The sequence below is a fragment of the Collinsella sp. 4_8_47FAA genome (assembly GCF_000763055.1).
Taxonomy (GTDB): domain Bacteria; phylum Actinomycetota; class Coriobacteriia; order Coriobacteriales; family Coriobacteriaceae; genus Collinsella.
Window position 1 is genome coordinate 77,564 of record NZ_KN214135.1, and the last position, 19,383, is coordinate 96,946.

Below are 19,383 nucleotides of genomic sequence, written 5' to 3' on the forward strand. Positions count from 1 at the left end.
CGGGAGGCGCTGCTCGCGCGCGGGGTCCACGGCAACAAGGCGAACGTGGCCACGGCGCGCGAGCTCGCCTGCTGGGTATGGGCGGTCGGCCTCATGGCCGAGGAGGCGTAGGGGGGCGGTCCCCCGCACATAAGCCAGTCACCCCGGAAGCGGTTCGATCCGAAGCCGTTGAGGCGAACCTCAGGTCCCTTTTCTGCGAGCGCCCAGGGCGCCACACGCGTGCACAGACTGTCGGTTCGACGTAGAAGCCTCAGCCGTAGCAACGGATTGCCCAGCGAGAGATCGCCGCGGGCGGATATTAAACTGCAAAGACGAGCGTCGGTAAGACACGCCGAGGTCGCCGCGGACGGGCTGATATAGGGAGAGGGCCTGACCCCATATCGTTGGGGCCAGGCCCGATTTTGCCTCTTGACAATGTCCTGCTCATATTAAAAGGAACGTCCCCAAGTGCCAACAACGGCGACGCCGAGGTTTGGCGAAGTCAGCGAAAACCCGCCAGAGCGAGCAAGGTGCCTTGAAACAAGGCGGCATTGACCTTCTGGTCATGCCGCCGAAGTTGAAAGGCAGATTGCCGCTCTGGCGGGTTTGCAGCGTCGACCGGTTACGGCGTTTGTAAAACGCCGTAACCTACAGAATGAGCATGGCGTCGCCAAAGCTGAAGAAGCGGTAGCGCTCCTCGATGGCAGCGGCGTAGGCATCCATGATCTGGTCGCGGGTGGCAAGCGCGCTCACGAGCATCATGAGCGTGGAGCGCGGCACATGGAAGTTCGTGATCAGCGCATCGACCACGTGATAGGTCGAGCCGGGCATGAGGTAAAGCTGCGTCGTGGCGTTCTCGCGCACCACGATGTCACCGCGGCCAAGCGTATCGGCCCCGTCCTCGCGGCCTTCAAAATAGCGCGCCGTCACGGCCGGATCGGACACCGGCGCGTCCGTGTCAAACGCGCTCTCGAGCGAGCGCACCGCGGTAGTGCCGACGGCGATCACACGATGACCCTCGGCCTTCGCCTTATGCACGGCGTCGACAACCTCCTGCGACACATGATAGCGCTCCGTGTGCATCACGTGCTGCGTGGGGTCGTCCTCCTCCACCAGACGGAAGGTATCGATACCCACCTCGAGCTCGACGGCGGCAAACTTGGCGCCCTTGGCCTCAATTGCAGCCATGAGCTCGGGCGTGAAGTGCAGGCCAGCCGTGGGAGCAGCGGCCGAGTGCTCCTCCTTCATGGCGTAGACGGTCTGGTACTTCTCGGGATCGCCCTCGTAATCGGTAATGTAGGGCGGCAGCGGCACGTGACCGGCAGCGTGGATGGCCTCGTCGAGCGTGCGCGGGTCGCCGGCGGCATTGCAACCGGCCGGCTCAAAACGCACCAGACGGCCGCCGCGGCTATCGGTGACAAAGTCGACAACCTCGGCCGTCAGCACCACGGGAGCCCCCTCGGGCGCATGGGCGCCACCGGCGCGATACTCAATATGAGCACCGGGCTTCAGGCGCTTGCCCGGCTTGACCAAGCACTCCCAAACATGGCCCAACGGATCCACGTCCTCGCGGCGCTTGAGCAGCAGAGTCTCGACCACGCCGCCCGAGCCGGCTTTGCGACCGATCAGGCGAGCCGGCATCACGCGCGTCTGATTGATGACGAGCACGTCGCCCGGCTCGATATAGTCGATGATGTCGCGGAAGATGCGGTGCTCAACGGTACCGCCGTGCTCCAGCGGCGTTCCCGCCTGGGAGCCCTTGCGATCCACCACCAGCAGGCGGCAGGAGTCGCGCGGCTCGGCAGGAGCCTGGGCAATGAGCTCTTCGGGCAGGTTATAGTCAAAATCATCGGTACGCATCTTTGCCTCTTTCACAAAGCGCGTCAGTCGAAAAAATCGACTGACGCGCGCATCATTCTCCCCTGTATCCTATCAGCTTGTTGAGAGAAATATAGTATGGAAACAGATTTGCGACTGTTTTCTCAACGCCCCGCTACTTAAGCGTTGCGTACATCACCGCCTTAATCGTATGCATGCGATTCTCCGCTTCTTGGAAAACACGAGACTTATCGGACTCAAAAACCTCGTCCGTGACTTCCATTTCGGTAACTCCAAACTTCTCAGCAATTTCGGCACCAACAGTAGTATTAGTATCGTGGAAGCTCGGAAGGCAGTGGAGGAAAATCGCCTCGGGCTTTGCCATAGACATCACCTCAGCGGTCACACGATACGGCGACATGAGCTTAATGCGGCTTTCCCACAGCTCTGCGGGCTGACCCATGCCAACCCAAACATCCGTGTAAATTACATCGGCATCACGAGCGCCTTCCTCAATATCCTCTGTAATGGTAACCGTCGATCCATGCTCGGCCGCAATACGACTACATTCTGCAAGGAGTTCAGGATTATAGGATGTAGCCCCCTCCGAATTTCCCCCGATTGGGCCGCAAGAACAGTAGTTAATGCCGAGCTTAGCGCAAATGACCATGAGCGAATCAGCGACGTTTCCGGCCGCCTTACCAAAAAATGTAAGTTTCCTGCCCTTAATCTCTCCAAACTCTTCACGCATGGTCAGAATATCGGCAAGCACTTGAGTCGGGTGAAATTCAGTAGTCAGCCCATTCCAAACGGGAACCCCAGCTTTTGCAGCAAGCTCCTCAACCTTCGCCTGTTCAAAGCCGCGGTATTCAATTCCGTCATACATGCGGCCAAGGACGCGAGCCGTGTCCTCAATCGACTCCTTTTTGCCCATCTGAGACGAGCCCGGATCCAAATAAGTTACACCCATGCCAAGGTCAAGTGCACCAACTTCGAAGGCGCAGCGAGTACGCGTGGAAGTCTTCTCAAATAGCAAAACAATATTCTTGCCTTCAAGGTATTTATGCGGAACACCGGCACGCTTCATGCTTTTGAAGTTAGCAGAAAGCTCAAGCAGATACTCAATCTCTTCCGTCGTGTAATCAAGCAGCTTCAGAAAACTGCGCCCAGCGATATTAACACCCATATTCGCCATCTCCCATCACAGTGGATTTGCAACTAAATATCTTCGCGCCAGAAGGGCATGCTCATGCAGCGCGGGCCACCACGACCGCGGGACAGTTCCTCGGAGGGAACGACCAAAAGTTCCAAACCGTTCTTGTAGAGCTCATCATTTGTGACAACATTGCGCTCGTAAACACAGACTTTACCAGGAGCAACGGCAAGAGTGTTCGACCCGTCGTTCCACTGCTCGCGAGATGCCTCAACCATATCGCCGGCACCGCACTCAATAAGCTGCACCTTCTCCACGCCAGTAGCCATTTCAAGAATATGTTCAAGCGTGTCATCAATCTCTTGAACAGCGACCATTCCCTCAGAGTCACCACGAGTCAGACGATAAACACGAAGGGTCTCAAAAATACCGGGATAAACTGTGAACTTATCGAAATCCACCATGGTGCAAACGGTGTCAAGATGCATGTAAGCATAGCCGTTGGGGATTTTAATAGCGTAAACGGTATCGATCTCAGAATTCCCAGATCCCCAGAACAAATTCTTTGCAAGCTCCTCAATCGCAGCCGCCTCAGTTCGCTGGCTAATTCCAATAGCCAAGGTATGAGCGTTAATGTTAAGCACATCACCGCCCTCGATATGCCAGGGATTCTTATGGTCGTACCAAATCGGAGTCCCTGCATAATCGGGATGGTATTTGAAAATCGCTTCGTAGAAGGGCACTTCACGATCTCGCTGTTTCCAATACATATGGTGAAGCAGAACGCCTTTGCCCACGGAAGCAAGAGGATCGCGAGAGAAATATGAACTCGGAAGAGGCTTCAACACCAAATCATCGGGCTTCGCATCCTCATTATCCATCATACTAAGCGTAGTCGAAACGCGAGGCAGCTCAAGGTCACGATAACGATACCCCCCCATAGCCTCAAGTACAAACTGATACGAATCTGAAATAGCGTCGAGCTTTTCACGAACAGCCTGCTCAAGCATAGGATTGACAATCCCGCTCTCAGCCATAAATGTATCGGTAAACTCAGCGCGAGCCGAGGGGCATGCATCCAGCGCTTCAGCAACGAGTTTCTCCATATAGAGAACCTCAACACCTTCGCTCCTCAGAAGATCCGCAAAGGCATCATGCTCCTTTTGAGCCACATCAAGATAGAAGCAGTCGTGAATCCAGACATCCTCGAACTCTTCTGCCTTTACGTTCACAAGGTCACGACCAGGGCGGTGAAGCACAACTTTCTTGAGCTTACCAATCTCGCTGTGTACATTCAGTCCTTTAGACATTCCTGTTACTCCATTTCAGACATGAAACCTACAGGGCAATAAGTCCCGAGATTGCTACGAATACGATATTGATGAGCGACACGACCAAGAAGAATTTCCAAACGGTCTTCCACCACTGGCCAAGCTTGATCTTGCACACGCCCAAACCCGCTACAAGAATGGCGCTAGTAGGACAGATCAAAGACATCGTCGCGCTACCCATGGAGAGAGCCCACACGGCGGCCTCGGGATTAAGGCCCATGAGTTCGGTCAAAGGTCCAAAAATGGGAGCGGTCAGTGCTGCAAGGCCAGATGAGCTGGGAACCAGAATCGCCAGGAGGTTCTCAACCGCATAAAGAAGCGTAGTAAAGAGAACCGCCGGGATGCCGCCCAGACCAGTGGCGAGCGCATTGAGGATGGTATCGATGATCATGCCGTCAGAGGCAATGACAAGGATGCCACGCGCAAGTCCAACGACAATTGCCGAGAAAGCAAAGTCAGCGATACCCGCAACAAATTCCTGAGCGATGACGTCCTGACTAAAGCCCGCAATAACACCAGCCAACAGGCCCATGGCCAAAAAGACCGCAGAAATCTCGTTCATATACCAGCCCTGGGTCACAAGTCCCCAGATGATAAGGCACATACCAGCGATAAATACCGCAAGCACGCCTTTTTGACGACCCGTAAATTCCGCGTCAAGGGCAGATTCATCGGCAGCGAACTCGACTTTCTTGGCGATATCATCCTCAAATGTGATCGATGACTCAGGGTTCTTCTTTACCCTTCGTGCATAGAGGACAACCCAAGTAATTGCAACGGCAGTCAAAACAACCCAGGCAATCATACGCAGCCACAGCTGGGGGTTGCCCTGAATACCAAGAATACCTTGCGCAATGAGAACATTAAACGGATTAATCGTTGAGGCGATGTAACCCGTGCGCGCTCCAACGAACACGACCATGAACGCCGTCATCGAGTCGAAGCCCATGGCCATCATAATTGGCATGAAGATCGCAAAGAACGGGAGAGTTTCTTCCGCCATGCCAAAGCTCGTTCCGCCCAATGCAAAGAGAACCATCGCAATAGGAATAATTAGAATGTCTTTGTTCTTAAAGCGGCGAACGACACGACCCATTCCGCTCGTGATAGCGCCCGTTTTAGTAATAACCTGAAACGAACCGCCCACAATCAAGATGAATGCAACGACCTCAATTGCCTCTTGTATACCGCGCGTTGGAGCCTGAAGAACATCGAAGACGCCTTGTCTGAGATCTACTTCATCCCCGGTTTCCTCGTCAATATATGTCTTTTCACTCTGCTCATACGTACCTGCGACAGTGACTTCACGACCGTTCACCTCCTGACGCTGATAGGACCCAGAGGGAACAATCCACGTGAGAACAGCGAAGATGACCATAAGTGCAAAGATGATCGCATATACGTGCGGGACCTTGAACTGCTTGATGCCTTTCGAACTTTCCGCTGCCATATCTCCTCCTTCATTCCTTTTCCCATCTATCCAGCTGGCACCATAAATGTATGAGGTTGCTCAGCGGTGGTCGGCCAACCATCGCCATCGTGTCGCTTTTCACCTATGAACGGCAGCTAAAGTGACGTTATTAATCAATCTGATATTTAAAATTGATGTTATTTATCAATTACATACGTCTTTTAACTTTTCCGCAACACAACAAGGAACCTGCCTTAGCCTTATATAAAAACCAGCAGGACAGGAGACAGACATGCAAGGCGTACACATAACAAATGAAATCGGTCATTTAAAAGCCGTACTTGTCCATCGACCAGGAACTGAAACACAAAACTACCCTGATGCCGACTTCAGCCAAGTTTTCTCCCTGCGAAAATGGAGCGGTCGTTTTGACCTCGACAAAGCAATATATGAGCACGATTCCATGGTTCAATTGCTTGAGAAGCATGGCGTAGAAACCATTGAAATTAGGGACCTTCTCGAAGACTCACTTGAAACTGAGCCCCAATCACTTAAATGTTTTATTGATGACTACCTCCGTTGCAGTGGGGCAACAGGCAGAGAGTTCCTCGAGACAATAACCCAGCTGTTTGAGAACGCTAAGAACACCCAGGAATTGGTGAATATAGTACTTAACGGCATTCGCTTTGGAGACACTGAGCTATGTTCAAACCAGTCGGAAACACTACGGGCGCTCGTGCACGAGCAATTTGACCCCGCCTCGCTCTTGGTCAATCCCCTCAACACGCTTTTTTTCACTCGTGATCCTGCTGTGGTAGTCGGAGACGGCATCATCCTAAATCATATGTATTGGCCTGAGCGTGATCGTGAGGTCGCCTTATACCGGCAGATATTCACCCACCACAAGATCATGGGAGAAACCCCGGTATGTGATTTGAACAGGAGTAGTTACCATATCGAAGGCGGAGACATTCTTGTTATCAGTGCTAAGACATTATTAGTTGGAATCTCTGACCGAACTGAACCCGCCGCCGTCGAGTCACTTGCCAAAGAGCTCCTGACCTCAAATAAATTCCAGACCACCGAGCTAATTGCGATTCGAGTCCCCTCTGACGGGCTGCGTATCCACCTCGATACGTTCATAAGTAGAATTGATCACGACGCGTTCCTCATCGATCGTGAGATATGCAATGCCGTTGATGCATACAGCATTCAACTAAAACGATCCGGAAAGGGCCTTACGATCACTCCTATCGATCGCACGATTCCGGAAATACTCTCTGCAGCCTGTTGCGAACCAATAAAAGTAATTGACTGCGGAGGCGGGAATCAAACCGCCTACGAAAGAGAGCGCCGGAACAACGCAACGTCTATCCTTGCGCTCTCGCCAGGAAAACTATGCGTATATGAAGAAAACGTTTGGACCAACGAAGCGCTTGAGAAAGCAGGAATGGAATTATTCCCGTTATCCATTGACGAGCTCACCAAAGGCTATGGTGGCACAAACTGTCTATGCCTCCCTCTGTGGCGAGAGGATCTATAGCCATGGGCTTCGGGGCAAATATTCGTAAACTCCGCACCATGGAGCATCTTGGTCAGGCGCAACTTGCAGAGATGTTGGGGGTATCTAAAGAGACCGTTTGTCGTTGGGAAAAAAGTCGGTATGCCCCCCGTGAGCGCCATATTGAAAAGTTACAAGCGCTCTTCGGTTGCACCCGCGATGAACTTGTTGGCGAGGAAAACGGTTTGGCCGTAAAGCTCGCAAATAAAAGAATCGTCACCGACGAAGACCCTGCTATCCACGAAATGGAGGGCGCATTTCCCGTCATCGATATCGAATCGCAAAAGCGCCGCATCACGCACAGCCAACAAAATGCTTGCGCGCCTGTAGACGTAGCCAAGCGTCACCCACATAGCGTTTTCGTTAAAATCAAAGGTGACGAAATGTCCCGCATTTACCCTCCCGGCAGCTTACTACTTGTCGATACCACCGCAAAGCCTTGGAACGGCTGTGCTGTATTGGCGCTCGCAGACGGTAAAACACCGGTAATTAGGCGATTTGCAGAAGGAAACGACATGATTGTGCTGTCGTCCCATTCATATGCAACAGCAAGTCCGGATCTGATGTTTAACAAACGGAGGATTAGAATCATAGGAGTCGTCGTTTGGTATCAAGCGAGCCACGATCACACGCTTAATTAAATCGACTTTCCCAAAAACGACCGTACCGCACAGACAGCTCAAAGCCCCAGCCCAAATGAACTACTTTTTGGACGCTTTGCGCTCGTCGCGGATGCGGGCGCGGTCCATGGCCGCCTCGACGGCCGAGAAACGGCAGCCGCAGTAGTTCTGCCGATACATGCCCAGCTCGCGCGAACGACGCGTGGCCTCGGGGTAATACGGGCGAAAATCGCGAATCACCGGAGTGAGACCGCGGGCGGCAGCCAGACGCTCCAACACATCATTGCAGGTATCGAACAGCTGGTACGGCGAGACGGCGAGCGTCGTGCCCACAAACTCAAACCCGCGCTCCTGGGCCACACGGCACGCCTCGGCTAAGCGCAAGGCATAGCACACGCGACAGCGACGAGGCCGATCGGCGCCCAGCGGTGCCACGCCGGTCTCCCAGCGATCGCGGTCCTCCCCTGCCTCGATGAGCTCGATGTCGCCATCGGCACACCACCGGCGCAGCTCGTCCAAGCGGCGCTGCCATTCATCGCGCGGTTGAATATTGGGGTTGGTCCAGCAGATCGTGGGCTCAAACCCCTCCTTGCGCAGCAAGCGAACCGGCTCAAGCGAGCACGGCGCACAGCAGGCGTGCAGCAACAACGGCTTCATCGACATCTCCTCACCCAAAAAAGCGCACGCCGAAGGACGTGTCCTCGCAGGCAACAATGCGGCGGTCGCGCAAAATGGTCCGCACGTAATACCAGTCGCCCACACAGCCCGATAAATGCAAGCCGGCCGCCAGGTAGCACAGCAGCGGATAGCCCGAGAACGCAAACCCCAGGGCAAACGCCACCGTCAAGGCAACCGTCGGCGCTAGGCAAATCGCCATATACCGCCGGCGCGAATACACAATCCCCTCGGCGCAGGCATAAATCATGCACGTCTCACGGTTCGCTCCAAAAGTCACATGCGCACCCGCGGGCGCAAACAACTTAAAGAACGCTGCATGCACCAGCTCGTGCACGGCAAATGACGCCGCCGAAACCGCAGCCAAGCCGACTATCCAGCCCAAGACCGTGGTCCAGCCGCCCGCGTCAGCCACATCCAAGTCCGCAGGCCCGCCCAGCAGCATAAACACCGGCACCAGGCACACGGCAAACACGCCGACGACGACCATCCCCCACACAAAGCAGGCGTGCAGAAAATCCTCGTCCTCAAACGCATGTATGTTGGAAATCTCATTCATAGCATCTTAGGATAGCGCCCCTGCCACGTACCCGTCCGCATGTGCGATAATGTCGAACGATATGCACGAATTGACCACCGCGCCGCCGAGCCTTGCGCCCGGCCGCGCTCTCACCATATGCGAAGGAGTCCCATGGCATCCAAATACTCCATGAACGACCGTCCCAGCTGGCCTCGCCGCGCCATCGTTACCGCCGGCGAGCCCTACGGCAACAAGGGCCTTCACTTTGGCCACGTTGGCGGCGTCTTTGTCCCGGCCGACTTCTTCGCCCGCTTCCTGCGCGACCGTCTGGGCCGCGAGAACGTCATCTTCACCTCGGGCACCGACTGCTATGGCTCGCCCATCATGGAGAGCTACCGCAAGCTCAAGGAGAACGAGGGCTACGACAAGTCCATCGCCGAGTATGTCGAGTCCAATCACTCCCGCCAGGCCGCGACCCTCAACAACTACAACATCAGCTGCGATATCTACGGCGGCTCGGGCCTTGAGCCGGCTGCGCAGATTCACAACGAGGTGACCGCCGAGATTATCGAGCGTCTGCACGAACAGGGCACCATCTCCAAGCGCTCCACGCTGCAGTTCTACGACGCCAAGGCCGGCACGTTCCTCAACGGCCGCCAGGTGATCGGCCGCTGCCCCATCCAGGGCTGCAAGTCCGAGAAGGCTTATGCCGACGAGTGCGACCTGGGTCACCAGTTTGAGCCCGAGGAGCTCATCGCGCCCAAAAGCCAGCTCACCGGCGAGGTGCCCGAGCTGCGCCCGGTCGACAACCTCTACTTCGACCTGCCGGCCTACCTCGACTTTATGAAAACCTATACCGCCAAGCTCGCCCAGAACCCGCAGGTTCGCTCCGTGGTCTCCAAGACCATGGAAGAGTGGCTGCTGCCGGCCCAGCTCTACATCCAGAACAAGTTCCGCGAGGCCTTCGATGCCGTCGAGGATCAGCTTCCCGAGCACACCGTGCTGGAGCCCGAGGGCAACAAGAGCAGCTTTACCGTCACCTTCCCCAGCTGGAAGGAGCGCGACGATGCCCACGCGGTGCTCGCCAACGGCGGCGTGCGCTTCCGCAGCGGCAAGGCGCTCGTACCCTTCCGCATCACCGGCAACATCGACTGGGGCGTTCCGGTGCCCGAGGTCGATGGCGTCTCCGACGTCACCTGCTGGTGCTGGCCCGAGAGCCTGTGGGCTCCCATCAGCTATACGCGCACCGTGCTCGCACGCGATGCCAAGGCCGCCGGCGTAACCGAGGGCGTCGCCGCCCAGGATGCCGCCCTCATGGGCGAGCCCGCCGCCGATTCCACGCAGGTCCCCGCGCCCACCTACCAGCACAGCTCGCTCGACTGGCGCGACTGGTGGTGCTCGGATGACGCACAGATCTACCAGTTCATTGGCCAGGACAACATCTACTTCTATTGCATCGCGCAGACCGCCATGTGGGAGGCCCTGGGTTGGAACCTCACGCAGAGCACCGTCAGCGCCTGCTACCACCTGCTCTACATGGGCAAAAAGGCAAGCTCGTCCTCGCAGACTCCTCCCCCGCCGGCAGACGACCTGCTCAACCACTACACCTGCGAGCAGATGCGCGCGCATTGGCTGTCGCTCGGCCTGTCCGAGAAGCCGGTGAGCTTTAGCCCCAAGGCATACGACACGCGCGTGACCGGCAAGGACAAGGACGGCAACGAGGTGCGCGCCTGCGACGACAAGCGCGTTATCGACCCCGCCCTTAAGGAGAGCGCGCTGCTGACCGGCGTGTTCAACCGCCTGGCCCGCAGCTGCTTCTACGGCGTCGCCGTCAAGGAGGGCGACGAGAGCCCCTATCGCAACGGCTGCATTCCCGCCGGAGCCGCCTCTGCCGCCGTGGTCGAAGCCGCCCAGCAGGCAGTCCTCGCCTTTGAGCAGGCCATGTACAAGTTCGAGACGCACCGCGCGCTTGCCGTGTGCGACGACTACCTGCGCGCCGCCAACAAGCGCTGGAGCGATGCCTCCAAGGCCGCCAACAAGCTCGAGGGTGAGCCAGCCAACGCCGCCATGACGCAGGCCCTCGTCGACGCCTTTACCGAGCTGCGCGTGGCAACCGTCCTGATGCACGGTATTGTGCCGACCGGCTGCGAGCTCATCTGCGAGTACTTCGACGTCGATCCGGTCGCCTTCTTTAGCTGGGATAACATCTTTGCCTCCACGGACGAGTTTGTGGAGAGCTTGGGCGAGAAGCCCGGTGAGCACCGCGTGAAACCGCTGCCCCCGCGCTTCGACTTCTTCAGCAAGCACGAGAGCCAGTACTAAAACACTCGACATGTAATGGAATGGGAAGGAAAGACGGATGTCCAAGCCGCGTCGTCGTAAGCAGAAAAAGCAGGTCAAGGCCGAGCTCAAGCTCAGGCAGTTTGCTGCTACCGAACTTTCCGACCAGCTTGCCGCCCTTCCCTGCGCCGCCGACCTGCCGCGCTTTATGGTCGACACGGTCGCCGGCGCCTATGCGCCCGCCGATGCCGAGCTCATGATCGAGGGCTTCGGCGCCGCGGCCACACGCCCGGTCACGCTGCGCGCCAACACGCTCAAGGCGACCGCCGAGGACATCGCTGCGGCGCTCGATGCCGCCTGCATCGCCCACCAAACCGTTACCTGGTATCCGGACGCCTTTATCCTGCCCGAGGCCCAGGTTTCCGATCTGTGGGATCTCGACATCTATCGCGACGGAAAGATCTACCTGCAGAGCCTGTCGTCCATGATGCCGCCTTTGGTGTTGGGCGCCCAGGCAGGCGAGGACATCCTGGACATGTGTGCGGCCCCCGGTGGAAAGACGACGCAGATCGCCGCCCTCACCCAGGGCCAGGCGCACCTCACAGCCTGCGAGATGAGCATTCCCCGCGCCGAAAAGCTCGAGTCAAACCTCCATCGCCAGGGTGCCAAAAACGTGCCCGTTATGCGCATCGACGCACGCGAGCTCGACGAGTTCTTCCGCTTCGACCGCATCCTGCTCGACGCTCCCTGCACCGGCACGGGCACCGTCATCAGCGGCAACGAGAAAAGCCTGCGCGGCCTCACCGAGCAGTTGTTGAGCAAGTGCGCCCGCTCGCAGCGAGCACTTCTGGACCGCGCCATGGGAGCCCTCAAACCGGGCGGCACGCTCGTCTATTCGACTTGTTCAATCTTGCCGCAGGAAAACGAGGACGCCCTGCAAGAGGCCCTCGACAAGCACATGGACTGCGAGCTCATCCCCCTCGACGGCACGCCGAGCGAAAGCGAAACGCGCCGTGCCCAGGATGCCGGCGAGGAGCCGCATATCGAGAGCAACGCTCTCACCGAGGCCATCGCCGCCGGCCACGTCTCGTCCGTCGCCAACGGTATGCCCGGCACGCTGACCATTCCGCCTAGCCGCGACTTTGAGGGCTTCTACATTGCCCTGATCCGAAAACGCAGCTAGCGCACGGATCAAAAACTCAACAAGCTATCTCCGTGCGCGTTTGCCCTGCTGGTCGCGATGCTGTTTAAGCATCGCGCGCTCCTTGCGCTCGGCCCTTTTGCCCTTAATGGCCGTAACCACAAAGTAGATGACCGCGGCGGCTACGATTGCGCCCACGCATAGGCCAATCGAGCCCAACATTGCTGTGAAATCCATACCGCGCCACCTCTCTTTTAAACGGGACATTTAAGATAGCACCTCAAAACCCGCCACCACAGCTCCTTCACGTTCGCCGGGCGTTCGGTCTAACAGATGGCGCAGCGGGGAAAAATCAACTCGTCAAACGATTTAGCATTCGCAATTCCGGCTGCATCGTGCCGGCCGTCGTCACACAGAATCGAGTCTCCATGGACACCCTCAACGACCTAAACGAGCGCGTCGACGCCTTTGTCGGCACCAGCTCCTTCGACACGCCTGCCGCGGCAAACGACCAAGCTCCCATCGATGTGCCCGCCGAGGTTCACGAGGACATCGTCGCCTCGGTCGATTTCTCCGAGGTCGAGCTCGCAGACGAGTTCACCGAGCCCCAGGTAGCCGTGACTCCCAACGGACTGCTCCCCATGGAGCCGCTGCCCATCGACGGGCGTTTGCGCAAGGCGGCCCTCCGCATGCCCGACGAGATCGAGGAGGCCAGCGGCTTTACGCTCTTCGGCCGTCGTATCAAATCGCTCATCTACACCACCGATGTCGCGGTTATCCGCAACTCCAACGCCGACGCCGTCTTTGCGGTCTACCCTTTCACGCCGCAGCCCGCCATTACGCAGGCACTGTTGACCGTCGCCGAGTGCCCGGTCTTTGTAGGCGTGGGCGGCGGAACTACGACCGGCAAGCGCTCCGTGCAGATGGCAGCCGTCTCCGAGATGCAGGGCGCGGCGGGCTGCGTGGTCAACTCCCCCGCCACTGCCGAGATGGTCGAGCACATCACCAACATCGCCGACATCCCCGTCATCGCCACGGTCGTACGTTGCGACGATGATGCGCATGCCAAAGTGCGCGCCGGAGCCAAGATTCTCAACATCGCCGCCGGCAAAAACACACCCCAGGTCCTGCGTGAACTGCGCGAGCACTATCCCAACCTGCCGCTCATCGCACCGGGCGGCAAGACGCCCGAGAGCATTCGCGAGACCATCGCCGCCGGCGCCAACGCCATCATCTGGACGCCGCCTTCGGCCCAGCAGCTACAGGCCGACATGATGCAGCGTTATCGCAAGATGAAGGAAGACGCCACACCTGTCATCTCGCGCGACGATGTGCCCATTATCGACCAGGTCGCCGCCGAAGTCAGCCAGGTCGAGAACATGAATCCCGACGTGCCGATTCCCGACGAAGTCATCGAGCGCGTCGCTTCGATCCACGAGCGCGTCGAGGAGCATCGCGCCAATCGCGGCCTCAAGCCGTCACTGCACGGCTTTTTCTTCCGCGGAAAGAAACGCTAGCCGCAACAGCAAGGCCCGCCCCACAAACGTGAGACGGGCCGTTTTCGTTTGAGCAATCATGCAGCAACGTGATGGGGCAAATTAATCCACGCGCTTGTCGCCCATAAAGAAGAGCGCCACCGTACCAGGTCCGGTATGCGAGCCAATCAGAGTACCGATGTCATTGATCTCAATCTTGCCTTTAAGCTGCGGAACCTGTTCCTCAATCAGCGCCGCAACTGCCTCGGCATCCTCGCGGCACGCCGAGTGCGACATGATGCACTTACCCGAATAATCCGTACCGCCCTGCACGTGTGCCATCATGGTCTTAGCCATCTCGGAAATCGCGCGCTTCTTAGTGCGAATTTCTCACGTGGCGACAGCTTACCTTCGCAATCGACCGTCATAAGCGGGCAAATCTTAAGCGCCGTGCCAATGATCGCGCTCGCGGCCGAAATGCGACCGCCGCGCAGGTAGCTCGACAGATCGGTCGAGAAGAACCAGTGGTGCAGGTTGAGTTTATGCTCCTCAATCCAAGCGGCCGTCTCGTCGAGTGAAGCCCCGCTATCGCGCACGTCGGCGGCATATTCCAGCAACAGACCAAAGCCCGAAGACGCCCCCAGCGAATCGATGACGCGCACCTTGCCGCCCTGGGGATAGCGATCCGCGAGCATCTGCGCCGCGACGCAGGCCGATCCATACGTGCCCGAAATACCCGACGACAACGTCAGGTGCAGCACGTCTTTACCCTCGGCAACAAACGGCTCCCAAAACTCCTCGTACTCACCCACGCTCACCTGAGACGTCTTGGGCATGGCGCCCGCGGCAATCTGGGCAAAAAACTTGTCCGGCGTAATCGACTGATACAGATCGTCCGTATAGACAACATCGTCGATCTCGTAATGAAAACACACGACAGGGATATTGCGCGCCGCAAAGAACTCACGGGTTCGGTCGGCGGCGGATTCACAGGTCAGGACAAAATCACTCATATGAGGCTCCTTACTCATTGCTGCGCAAATTATCGCACAGTGAGCCTACATGCGGTACATATGTCCACTATTTACCAAATCGAACCAAATATAGTGAACATCTTTACCACCATCGTCTCCACCGGCCCCATGCATAAATATCTGAGAAAACACCCTCTGTCGTCTCCACCCAACCGACACATCTACCTTCACTAAATCGATTTACCAAACCGTTCAGCCGACAATTCAGCCGCTGGCGCAAAATCGAAACAAAAGCGGCGCATACTGATAAACGTTTGATGCTGTTTATCAGTTTTACCAGCCCCATCGGAAGGTGTTTCATGGTCGCATTCGATCGCAACCCGCAAGACTTCAAGTATCTGCGCCTGCTGTCGAGACAGTTTCCCACCGAACAATCCGCATTTACCGAAATTATCAACCTCTCGGCCATCCTTAACCTACCCAAGGGCACCGAGCATTTTATGAGCGACGTGCATGGTGAGTACGAAGCCTTTATGCACATCCTCAACAACTGCTCGGGCGTCGTGCGCGAACATGTCGACGAGATCTTTGGCGACACGCTCTCCTTTGACGAAAAGGGCGAGCTGTGTACGCTCATCTACTACCCGCGCGAGAAGATCGACCTGGTCCGCAGTCAGCGCGAGGACTCGCCCACCTGGTACAAGACGATGCTTGACCAGCTCATCATGGTCGCTCGCTCACTTTCAAGCCGCTACACGCGCTCCAAGGTGCGTAAGGCCATCCCGCGCGATTACGCCTATATCATCGACGAGTTGTTGCACACGCACCCGGACGAGAACAACTATCGCGTGCGCTATCACGAGCGCATCGTGGAGTCCATCCTGGAGACCGCCAGCGCCGACGACTTTATTGAGTCGCTCGCCTCGCTCATCAAGCGCCTGGCCGTCGACCACCTGCACCTGGTGGGCGACATCTTCGACCGCGGCGGCGGCGCGGCCAAGATTATGGACCGTCTGCTCACCTACCATTCGCTCGACATCCAGTGGGGCAACCACGACCTGCTGTGGATGGGCGCTGCGGCCGGTGAGCCCGCCTGCATCGCCACGGTGTTGCGCAACAACCTACGCTACGACAACTACGAGATCCTGGAGAACGACTACGGCATCTCGCTGCGTGAGCTTGTCGCCTTTGCCGATGCCACCTACACCGCCGGTGAGTCCATCACCCCGCTGATCAAGGCCATCAACGTGCTGCTCTTTAAGCTCGAGGGCCAGATTATCCAGCGCCACCCCGAGTTCGATATGACCGACCGCCTGTTACTCGACAAGATCGACCACGACACCGGCACGGTCACGCTCGCCGACGGCAGCGTGTGGCCGCTCACGACCAACGACTTCCCCACCGTCGACCCGGCGGACCCCTATACGCTCACGTCTCAGGAGCAGCACATCATCGACAAGCTCGTGTCCGAGTTTGTCACCGCCGATCACCTGCATCGCCATATCGATTTCCTCTATTCCCACGGCTCGATGTACAAGGTCGCCAACGGCAACCTGCTCTTCCATGGCTGCGTGCCGCTCAACGAGGACGGCACCTTTAGCAGCATGAACTGCCTGGGCACCTGGCACGCTGGCCGTGATTATCTCGATTTTTGCGACCACATCGCCCGCCGCGCGTGGCGCGTGGGCGACCGCGATGCCCTCGACTGGATGTGGTACCTGTGGATTGGCTTCAATTCACCCGCCAGCGGACGCCTGGTGCGTACCTTTGAGCGCGCCTATATCGCCGATAAGAGCACCTGGGTCGAGCCGATGGACCCGTACTTTACGCTTACCAAGTCGCCCTCGGTCTGCGATGATATCATGCGCGAGTTTGGCGTCGCGCCCATGGCATGCTCGCCGACCGGCCACATCATCAACGGCCACACGCCCGTTAAAACCACCAAGGGCGAGCAGCCCATCCGCGCCGAGGGCAAGCTGCTGGTCATCGATGGCGGCTTCTGCCGCGCTTACCATCCCAAGACGGGCATCGCCGGCTATACGCTCATCTCGAGCTCGCGCGGCTGCCGCCTCAAGTCGCACCGGGCCTTTACGACGGTTGCCGAGGCACTCACGCGCAACGTGGACATCGAAAGCGAGACCAACCGTTTTGACCAAGCAGACCGTCGCCGCATGGTGAGCGACACCGATACTGGCGCCAAGATTCGCAGCCAGATCCAGGATCTGCGCCAGCTGCTCGATGCATATAGAAACGGTGCTATCGAGGAGCGCGTCTAGCCCCACCCGCGGGGATTGGCTAAACTTGCTGAGTTTGTCATCCCCATGGCGTCCCCGCGCCACCCTAAGGCAGGTACCATGCAAAAGCTCCTTGCGCAGATCATGAAATTTGGCGTCGTCGGTGTCATTGCCACGGTTATCGACTTTGGCATTATGAATCTGCTCCACTACGGTCTCGGCCTCAACATCCTAATCGCCAACACCAGCGGCTTTATCATCTCGCTCATCTTTAACTACCTCGCAAGCATGAAGTACGTGTTTGCGCACAAGGAAGGCATGAGCCGCCGCCGCGAGTTCATCATCTTTGTCGTGCTGTCCGTGATCGGTTTGGTGCTCAACGACGGCATCGTGCTGGCGCTCAACGCCGGCCTGGGACTCGAGGCCAATATCGCCAAGATCTGCGCCACCGCGCTTGTCATGGTCTACAACTTTGTGACCCGAAAAATCTTCCTGGAGGGCGACGAGACCAAGTAGCTCGAAACCTTACAGCCCTACGATGCCCACGGACAATGCGCGCTCAGTACAGTATCGCCCGTGGGCATCGTTCGTTTACGGGCAATTTTTCAACGTTTGCGGATTAGCTCTTGAAAATTTGGCGAGTTCATATAGTTCTTGGCAAAGACCTTACGTTTCCCTTGTAAAAGCTCTAAAGTATCCTCTGCTCGATTCATCAACGCATTGGATGTGATTACGTGCGCAAGGCGCTGGCACAACCTCATACCAAGCAGTTCCTCAAGTTCGCTGTCGTGGGTCTTATCTCCTTTGGCATCGACTGGGGCATGCTCATTGCGCTCGTCGAGCTGTTCCACCTCGACTTTTTGATGAGCACCACGATCTCGTTTATCACGTCCGTCGTGGTCAACTATTGGCTCAGCATGAAGTACGTGTTCGACCACCGCGAAGGCATGAGCCGCAAGCGCGAGTTCACGATCTTCACCATCCTGTCGGTGATCGGCCTGGGCCTCAACGACCTGTACATGTTTGTGGGCGTCACGTTTTTGAGCATCGGCTACCAGGCCATGAAGGCCATCGCCACGTTCCTCGTCACCTGGTACAACTACTTCAGCCGCCGCTTCTTCCTCGAGGGCGCACGGTCGTAGTCGATTCACTATTTGCTTGAATGTATAACCGGTTGGAATTCCCATTCCAACCGGTTTTTTGTTTGCCGAGAGACCCGGCGACCCAGTCCTCTACGCATGAAAAACGGGCAGCCCGGATGTTTATCCGAACCGCCCGTCTGGCGCGCTATGTCGAGGCCTCTAGCCTGTAACGTAATACCAGACTACGTTGTCGCCGTTTGAGAGAACGTAGTTGCTGCAGGCCGTCATGGGCGTTGTGCCGTTGACGGAGTACATCCAGCCGCTCGTGCCGCCGTACTGTTTCTCGGCCAAACCGCCAATCGCGGAGACATACGTGCCGTACGATGAGCCGTGTGCGTTGACAGAAAGGCCCAGCGCGCACAGGGCATCGTAGACGGTAGCGCCTTCGTTAAAGGTAAAGGTACCACCAGAGGACACAGGATTGCCCGCAGCGCTCGATGTGACCGAAACCGTCACCGTTACGTAGTTGGACTCCTGTGAGCCGCTCTGACCGCCCGAGGAGGCGTTTCCACCATTAGAGGATGAGGCTCCATCAGACGACTGGCCACCGCCCGAAGAAGCACCACCAGACACATTGGAAGTATCACCGGCTCCCGTATTTTGGGCAGCGGATTTATCGCCAGACCTCTTGCTGTCCTGACCATCGGACTTCTTGCTATCCGAGCTTTTGTCCGATTCCTTGTGCGAAGACTCGGAATCATCCTTGGCGTCGTTCGAGCCCTTGGACTCATCTTTTGCAGCATCCGAAGATTTGGAATCCTTGGAACTGGCCTCGCCCGAAGCGGTAGACGAGCCAGACCCATTGTCATCCTTGGAAACGACGCTCTCCCCCGTCACGGACTGAAAAATCCAATCAACGGACCAGGCGCCGCTCTCGGAGGGATGGACAAAGGCCAGCGAGACGACGATCAGAATGGTGCACGCGGCAGCAAGAACGCCAAGGAGCGCCTTGCGACGAGAGGCGGACGCCGCCGAAGCGGCGCCCTGTTGCTTTGCATCGTCGAACTGAATGAACGAGGAATCTGGTTGCTTGGGGTCAGCGTCCTTGGATTTATTGGACACAACCCTC

Annotated in this window: 16 protein-coding genes and 1 pseudogene; 8 read left to right on the plus strand and 9 right to left on the minus strand. The window is 57.3% G+C overall.

Annotated features, from left to right (window positions below; translation table 11 throughout):
* Window positions 1–627: 627 nt before the first annotated feature.
* The 4 genes from queA to HMPREF9463_RS03740 form a co-directional block, all read right to left on the minus strand.
* A complete protein-coding gene (gene queA, locus HMPREF9463_RS03725; RefSeq protein ID WP_035137317.1) occupies window positions 628–1,839 on the minus strand; it encodes a tRNA preQ1(34) S-adenosylmethionine ribosyltransferase-isomerase QueA in 1,212 nt (403 codons plus the stop codon).
* 133 nt (window positions 1,840–1,972) lie between these two features.
* Window positions 1,973–2,983: an ornithine carbamoyltransferase gene (gene argF, locus HMPREF9463_RS03730; protein ID WP_035137318.1), complete on the minus strand. Its 1,011-nt coding sequence runs from the start codon at window positions 2,981–2,983 to the stop codon at window positions 1,973–1,975.
* 32 nt (window positions 2,984–3,015) lie between these two features.
* Complete coding sequence (locus tag HMPREF9463_RS03735) at window positions 3,016–4,260, minus strand: arginine deiminase (RefSeq protein ID WP_035137319.1); 1,245 nt, start codon at window positions 4,258–4,260, stop codon at window positions 3,016–3,018.
* 28 nt (window positions 4,261–4,288) lie between these two features.
* Complete coding sequence (locus tag HMPREF9463_RS03740) at window positions 4,289–5,731, minus strand: YfcC family protein (protein ID WP_035137320.1); 1,443 nt, start codon at window positions 5,729–5,731, stop codon at window positions 4,289–4,291.
* A gap of 253 nt (window positions 5,732–5,984) precedes the next feature.
* Here HMPREF9463_RS03740 and HMPREF9463_RS03745 point away from each other — a divergent pair, with 253 nt between their 5' ends.
* The gene (locus tag HMPREF9463_RS03745) at window positions 5,985–7,235 is read left to right on the plus strand and encodes an arginine deiminase (RefSeq protein ID WP_035137321.1); all 1,251 of its coding nucleotides are present in this window, start codon (window positions 5,985–5,987) and stop codon (window positions 7,233–7,235) included.
* Between the two features lie 2 nt (window positions 7,236–7,237).
* Window positions 7,238–7,894, plus strand: a complete 657-nt coding sequence (locus HMPREF9463_RS10395) for an XRE family transcriptional regulator (protein WP_052044062.1) — start codon at window positions 7,238–7,240, stop codon at window positions 7,892–7,894.
* A gap of 60 nt (window positions 7,895–7,954) precedes the next feature.
* On the opposite strand, the gene HMPREF9463_RS03755 is transcribed toward HMPREF9463_RS10395, so the two are convergent.
* Both HMPREF9463_RS03755 and HMPREF9463_RS03760 read right to left on the minus strand, forming a co-directional pair.
* A complete protein-coding gene (locus tag HMPREF9463_RS03755; protein ID WP_035137322.1) occupies window positions 7,955–8,530 on the minus strand; it encodes an epoxyqueuosine reductase QueH in 576 nt (191 codons plus the stop codon).
* A gap of 10 nt (window positions 8,531–8,540) precedes the next feature.
* Window positions 8,541–9,107 carry a DUF3267 domain-containing protein gene (locus HMPREF9463_RS03760; RefSeq protein WP_052044063.1) on the minus strand — a complete coding sequence of 189 codons (567 nt, stop codon included), beginning with the start codon at window positions 9,105–9,107 and terminating at the stop codon, window positions 8,541–8,543.
* Window positions 9,108–9,239: 132 nt separating this feature from the next.
* Between HMPREF9463_RS03760 and HMPREF9463_RS03765 the strand changes: the two genes are divergently transcribed.
* Window positions 9,240–11,390 carry a class I tRNA ligase family protein gene (locus HMPREF9463_RS03765; RefSeq protein WP_035137324.1) on the plus strand — a complete coding sequence of 717 codons (2,151 nt, stop codon included), beginning with the start codon at window positions 9,240–9,242 and terminating at the stop codon, window positions 11,388–11,390.
* 37 nt (window positions 11,391–11,427) lie between these two features.
* Window positions 11,428–12,531 carry an RsmB/NOP family class I SAM-dependent RNA methyltransferase gene (locus HMPREF9463_RS03770; RefSeq protein ID WP_148334160.1) on the plus strand — a complete coding sequence of 368 codons (1,104 nt, stop codon included), beginning with the start codon at window positions 11,428–11,430 and terminating at the stop codon, window positions 12,529–12,531.
* Between the two features lie 24 nt (window positions 12,532–12,555).
* On the opposite strand, the gene HMPREF9463_RS10885 is transcribed toward HMPREF9463_RS03770, so the two are convergent.
* Complete coding sequence (locus HMPREF9463_RS10885; protein ID WP_156961415.1) at window positions 12,556–12,726, minus strand: hypothetical protein; 171 nt, start codon at window positions 12,724–12,726, stop codon at window positions 12,556–12,558.
* A gap of 191 nt (window positions 12,727–12,917) precedes the next feature.
* On the opposite strand from HMPREF9463_RS10885, the gene HMPREF9463_RS03775 reads away from it, so the two are divergent.
* Complete coding sequence (locus tag HMPREF9463_RS03775) at window positions 12,918–14,006, plus strand: beta/alpha barrel domain-containing protein (RefSeq protein WP_035137326.1); 1,089 nt, start codon at window positions 12,918–12,920, stop codon at window positions 14,004–14,006.
* An 81-nt stretch (window positions 14,007–14,087) separates the two neighbouring features.
* Here HMPREF9463_RS03775 and HMPREF9463_RS03780 read toward each other — a convergent pair.
* A pseudogene (locus HMPREF9463_RS03780) lies at window positions 14,088–14,995 on the minus strand (DegV family protein).
* 302 nt (window positions 14,996–15,297) lie between these two features.
* Between HMPREF9463_RS03780 and HMPREF9463_RS03785 the strand changes: the two are divergent.
* The 3 genes from HMPREF9463_RS03785 to HMPREF9463_RS03795 all read left to right on the plus strand — a co-directional run bounded on the left by HMPREF9463_RS03785 (window position 15,298) and on the right by HMPREF9463_RS03795 (window position 18,314).
* Window positions 15,298–17,214 (plus strand): fructose-bisphosphatase class III, encoded by a 1,917-nt coding sequence (locus HMPREF9463_RS03785; RefSeq protein ID WP_035137328.1) that lies wholly within the window; start codon window positions 15,298–15,300, stop codon window positions 17,212–17,214.
* Between the two features lie 78 nt (window positions 17,215–17,292).
* Window positions 17,293–17,688 carry a GtrA family protein gene (locus HMPREF9463_RS03790; protein WP_022095122.1) on the plus strand — a complete coding sequence of 132 codons (396 nt, stop codon included), beginning with the start codon at window positions 17,293–17,295 and terminating at the stop codon, window positions 17,686–17,688.
* Between the two features lie 218 nt (window positions 17,689–17,906).
* On the plus strand, window positions 17,907–18,314 hold the full coding sequence (locus HMPREF9463_RS03795; protein WP_035137329.1) for a GtrA family protein: 408 nt from the start codon (window positions 17,907–17,909) through the stop codon (window positions 18,312–18,314).
* Between the two features lie 159 nt (window positions 18,315–18,473).
* Here the strand turns inward: HMPREF9463_RS03795 and HMPREF9463_RS03800 are convergent, their stop codons facing one another.
* Window positions 18,474–19,376 (minus strand): DUF4430 domain-containing protein, encoded by a 903-nt coding sequence (locus HMPREF9463_RS03800; protein WP_052044064.1) that lies wholly within the window; start codon window positions 19,374–19,376, stop codon window positions 18,474–18,476.
* Window positions 19,377–19,383 lie beyond the last annotated feature (7 nt).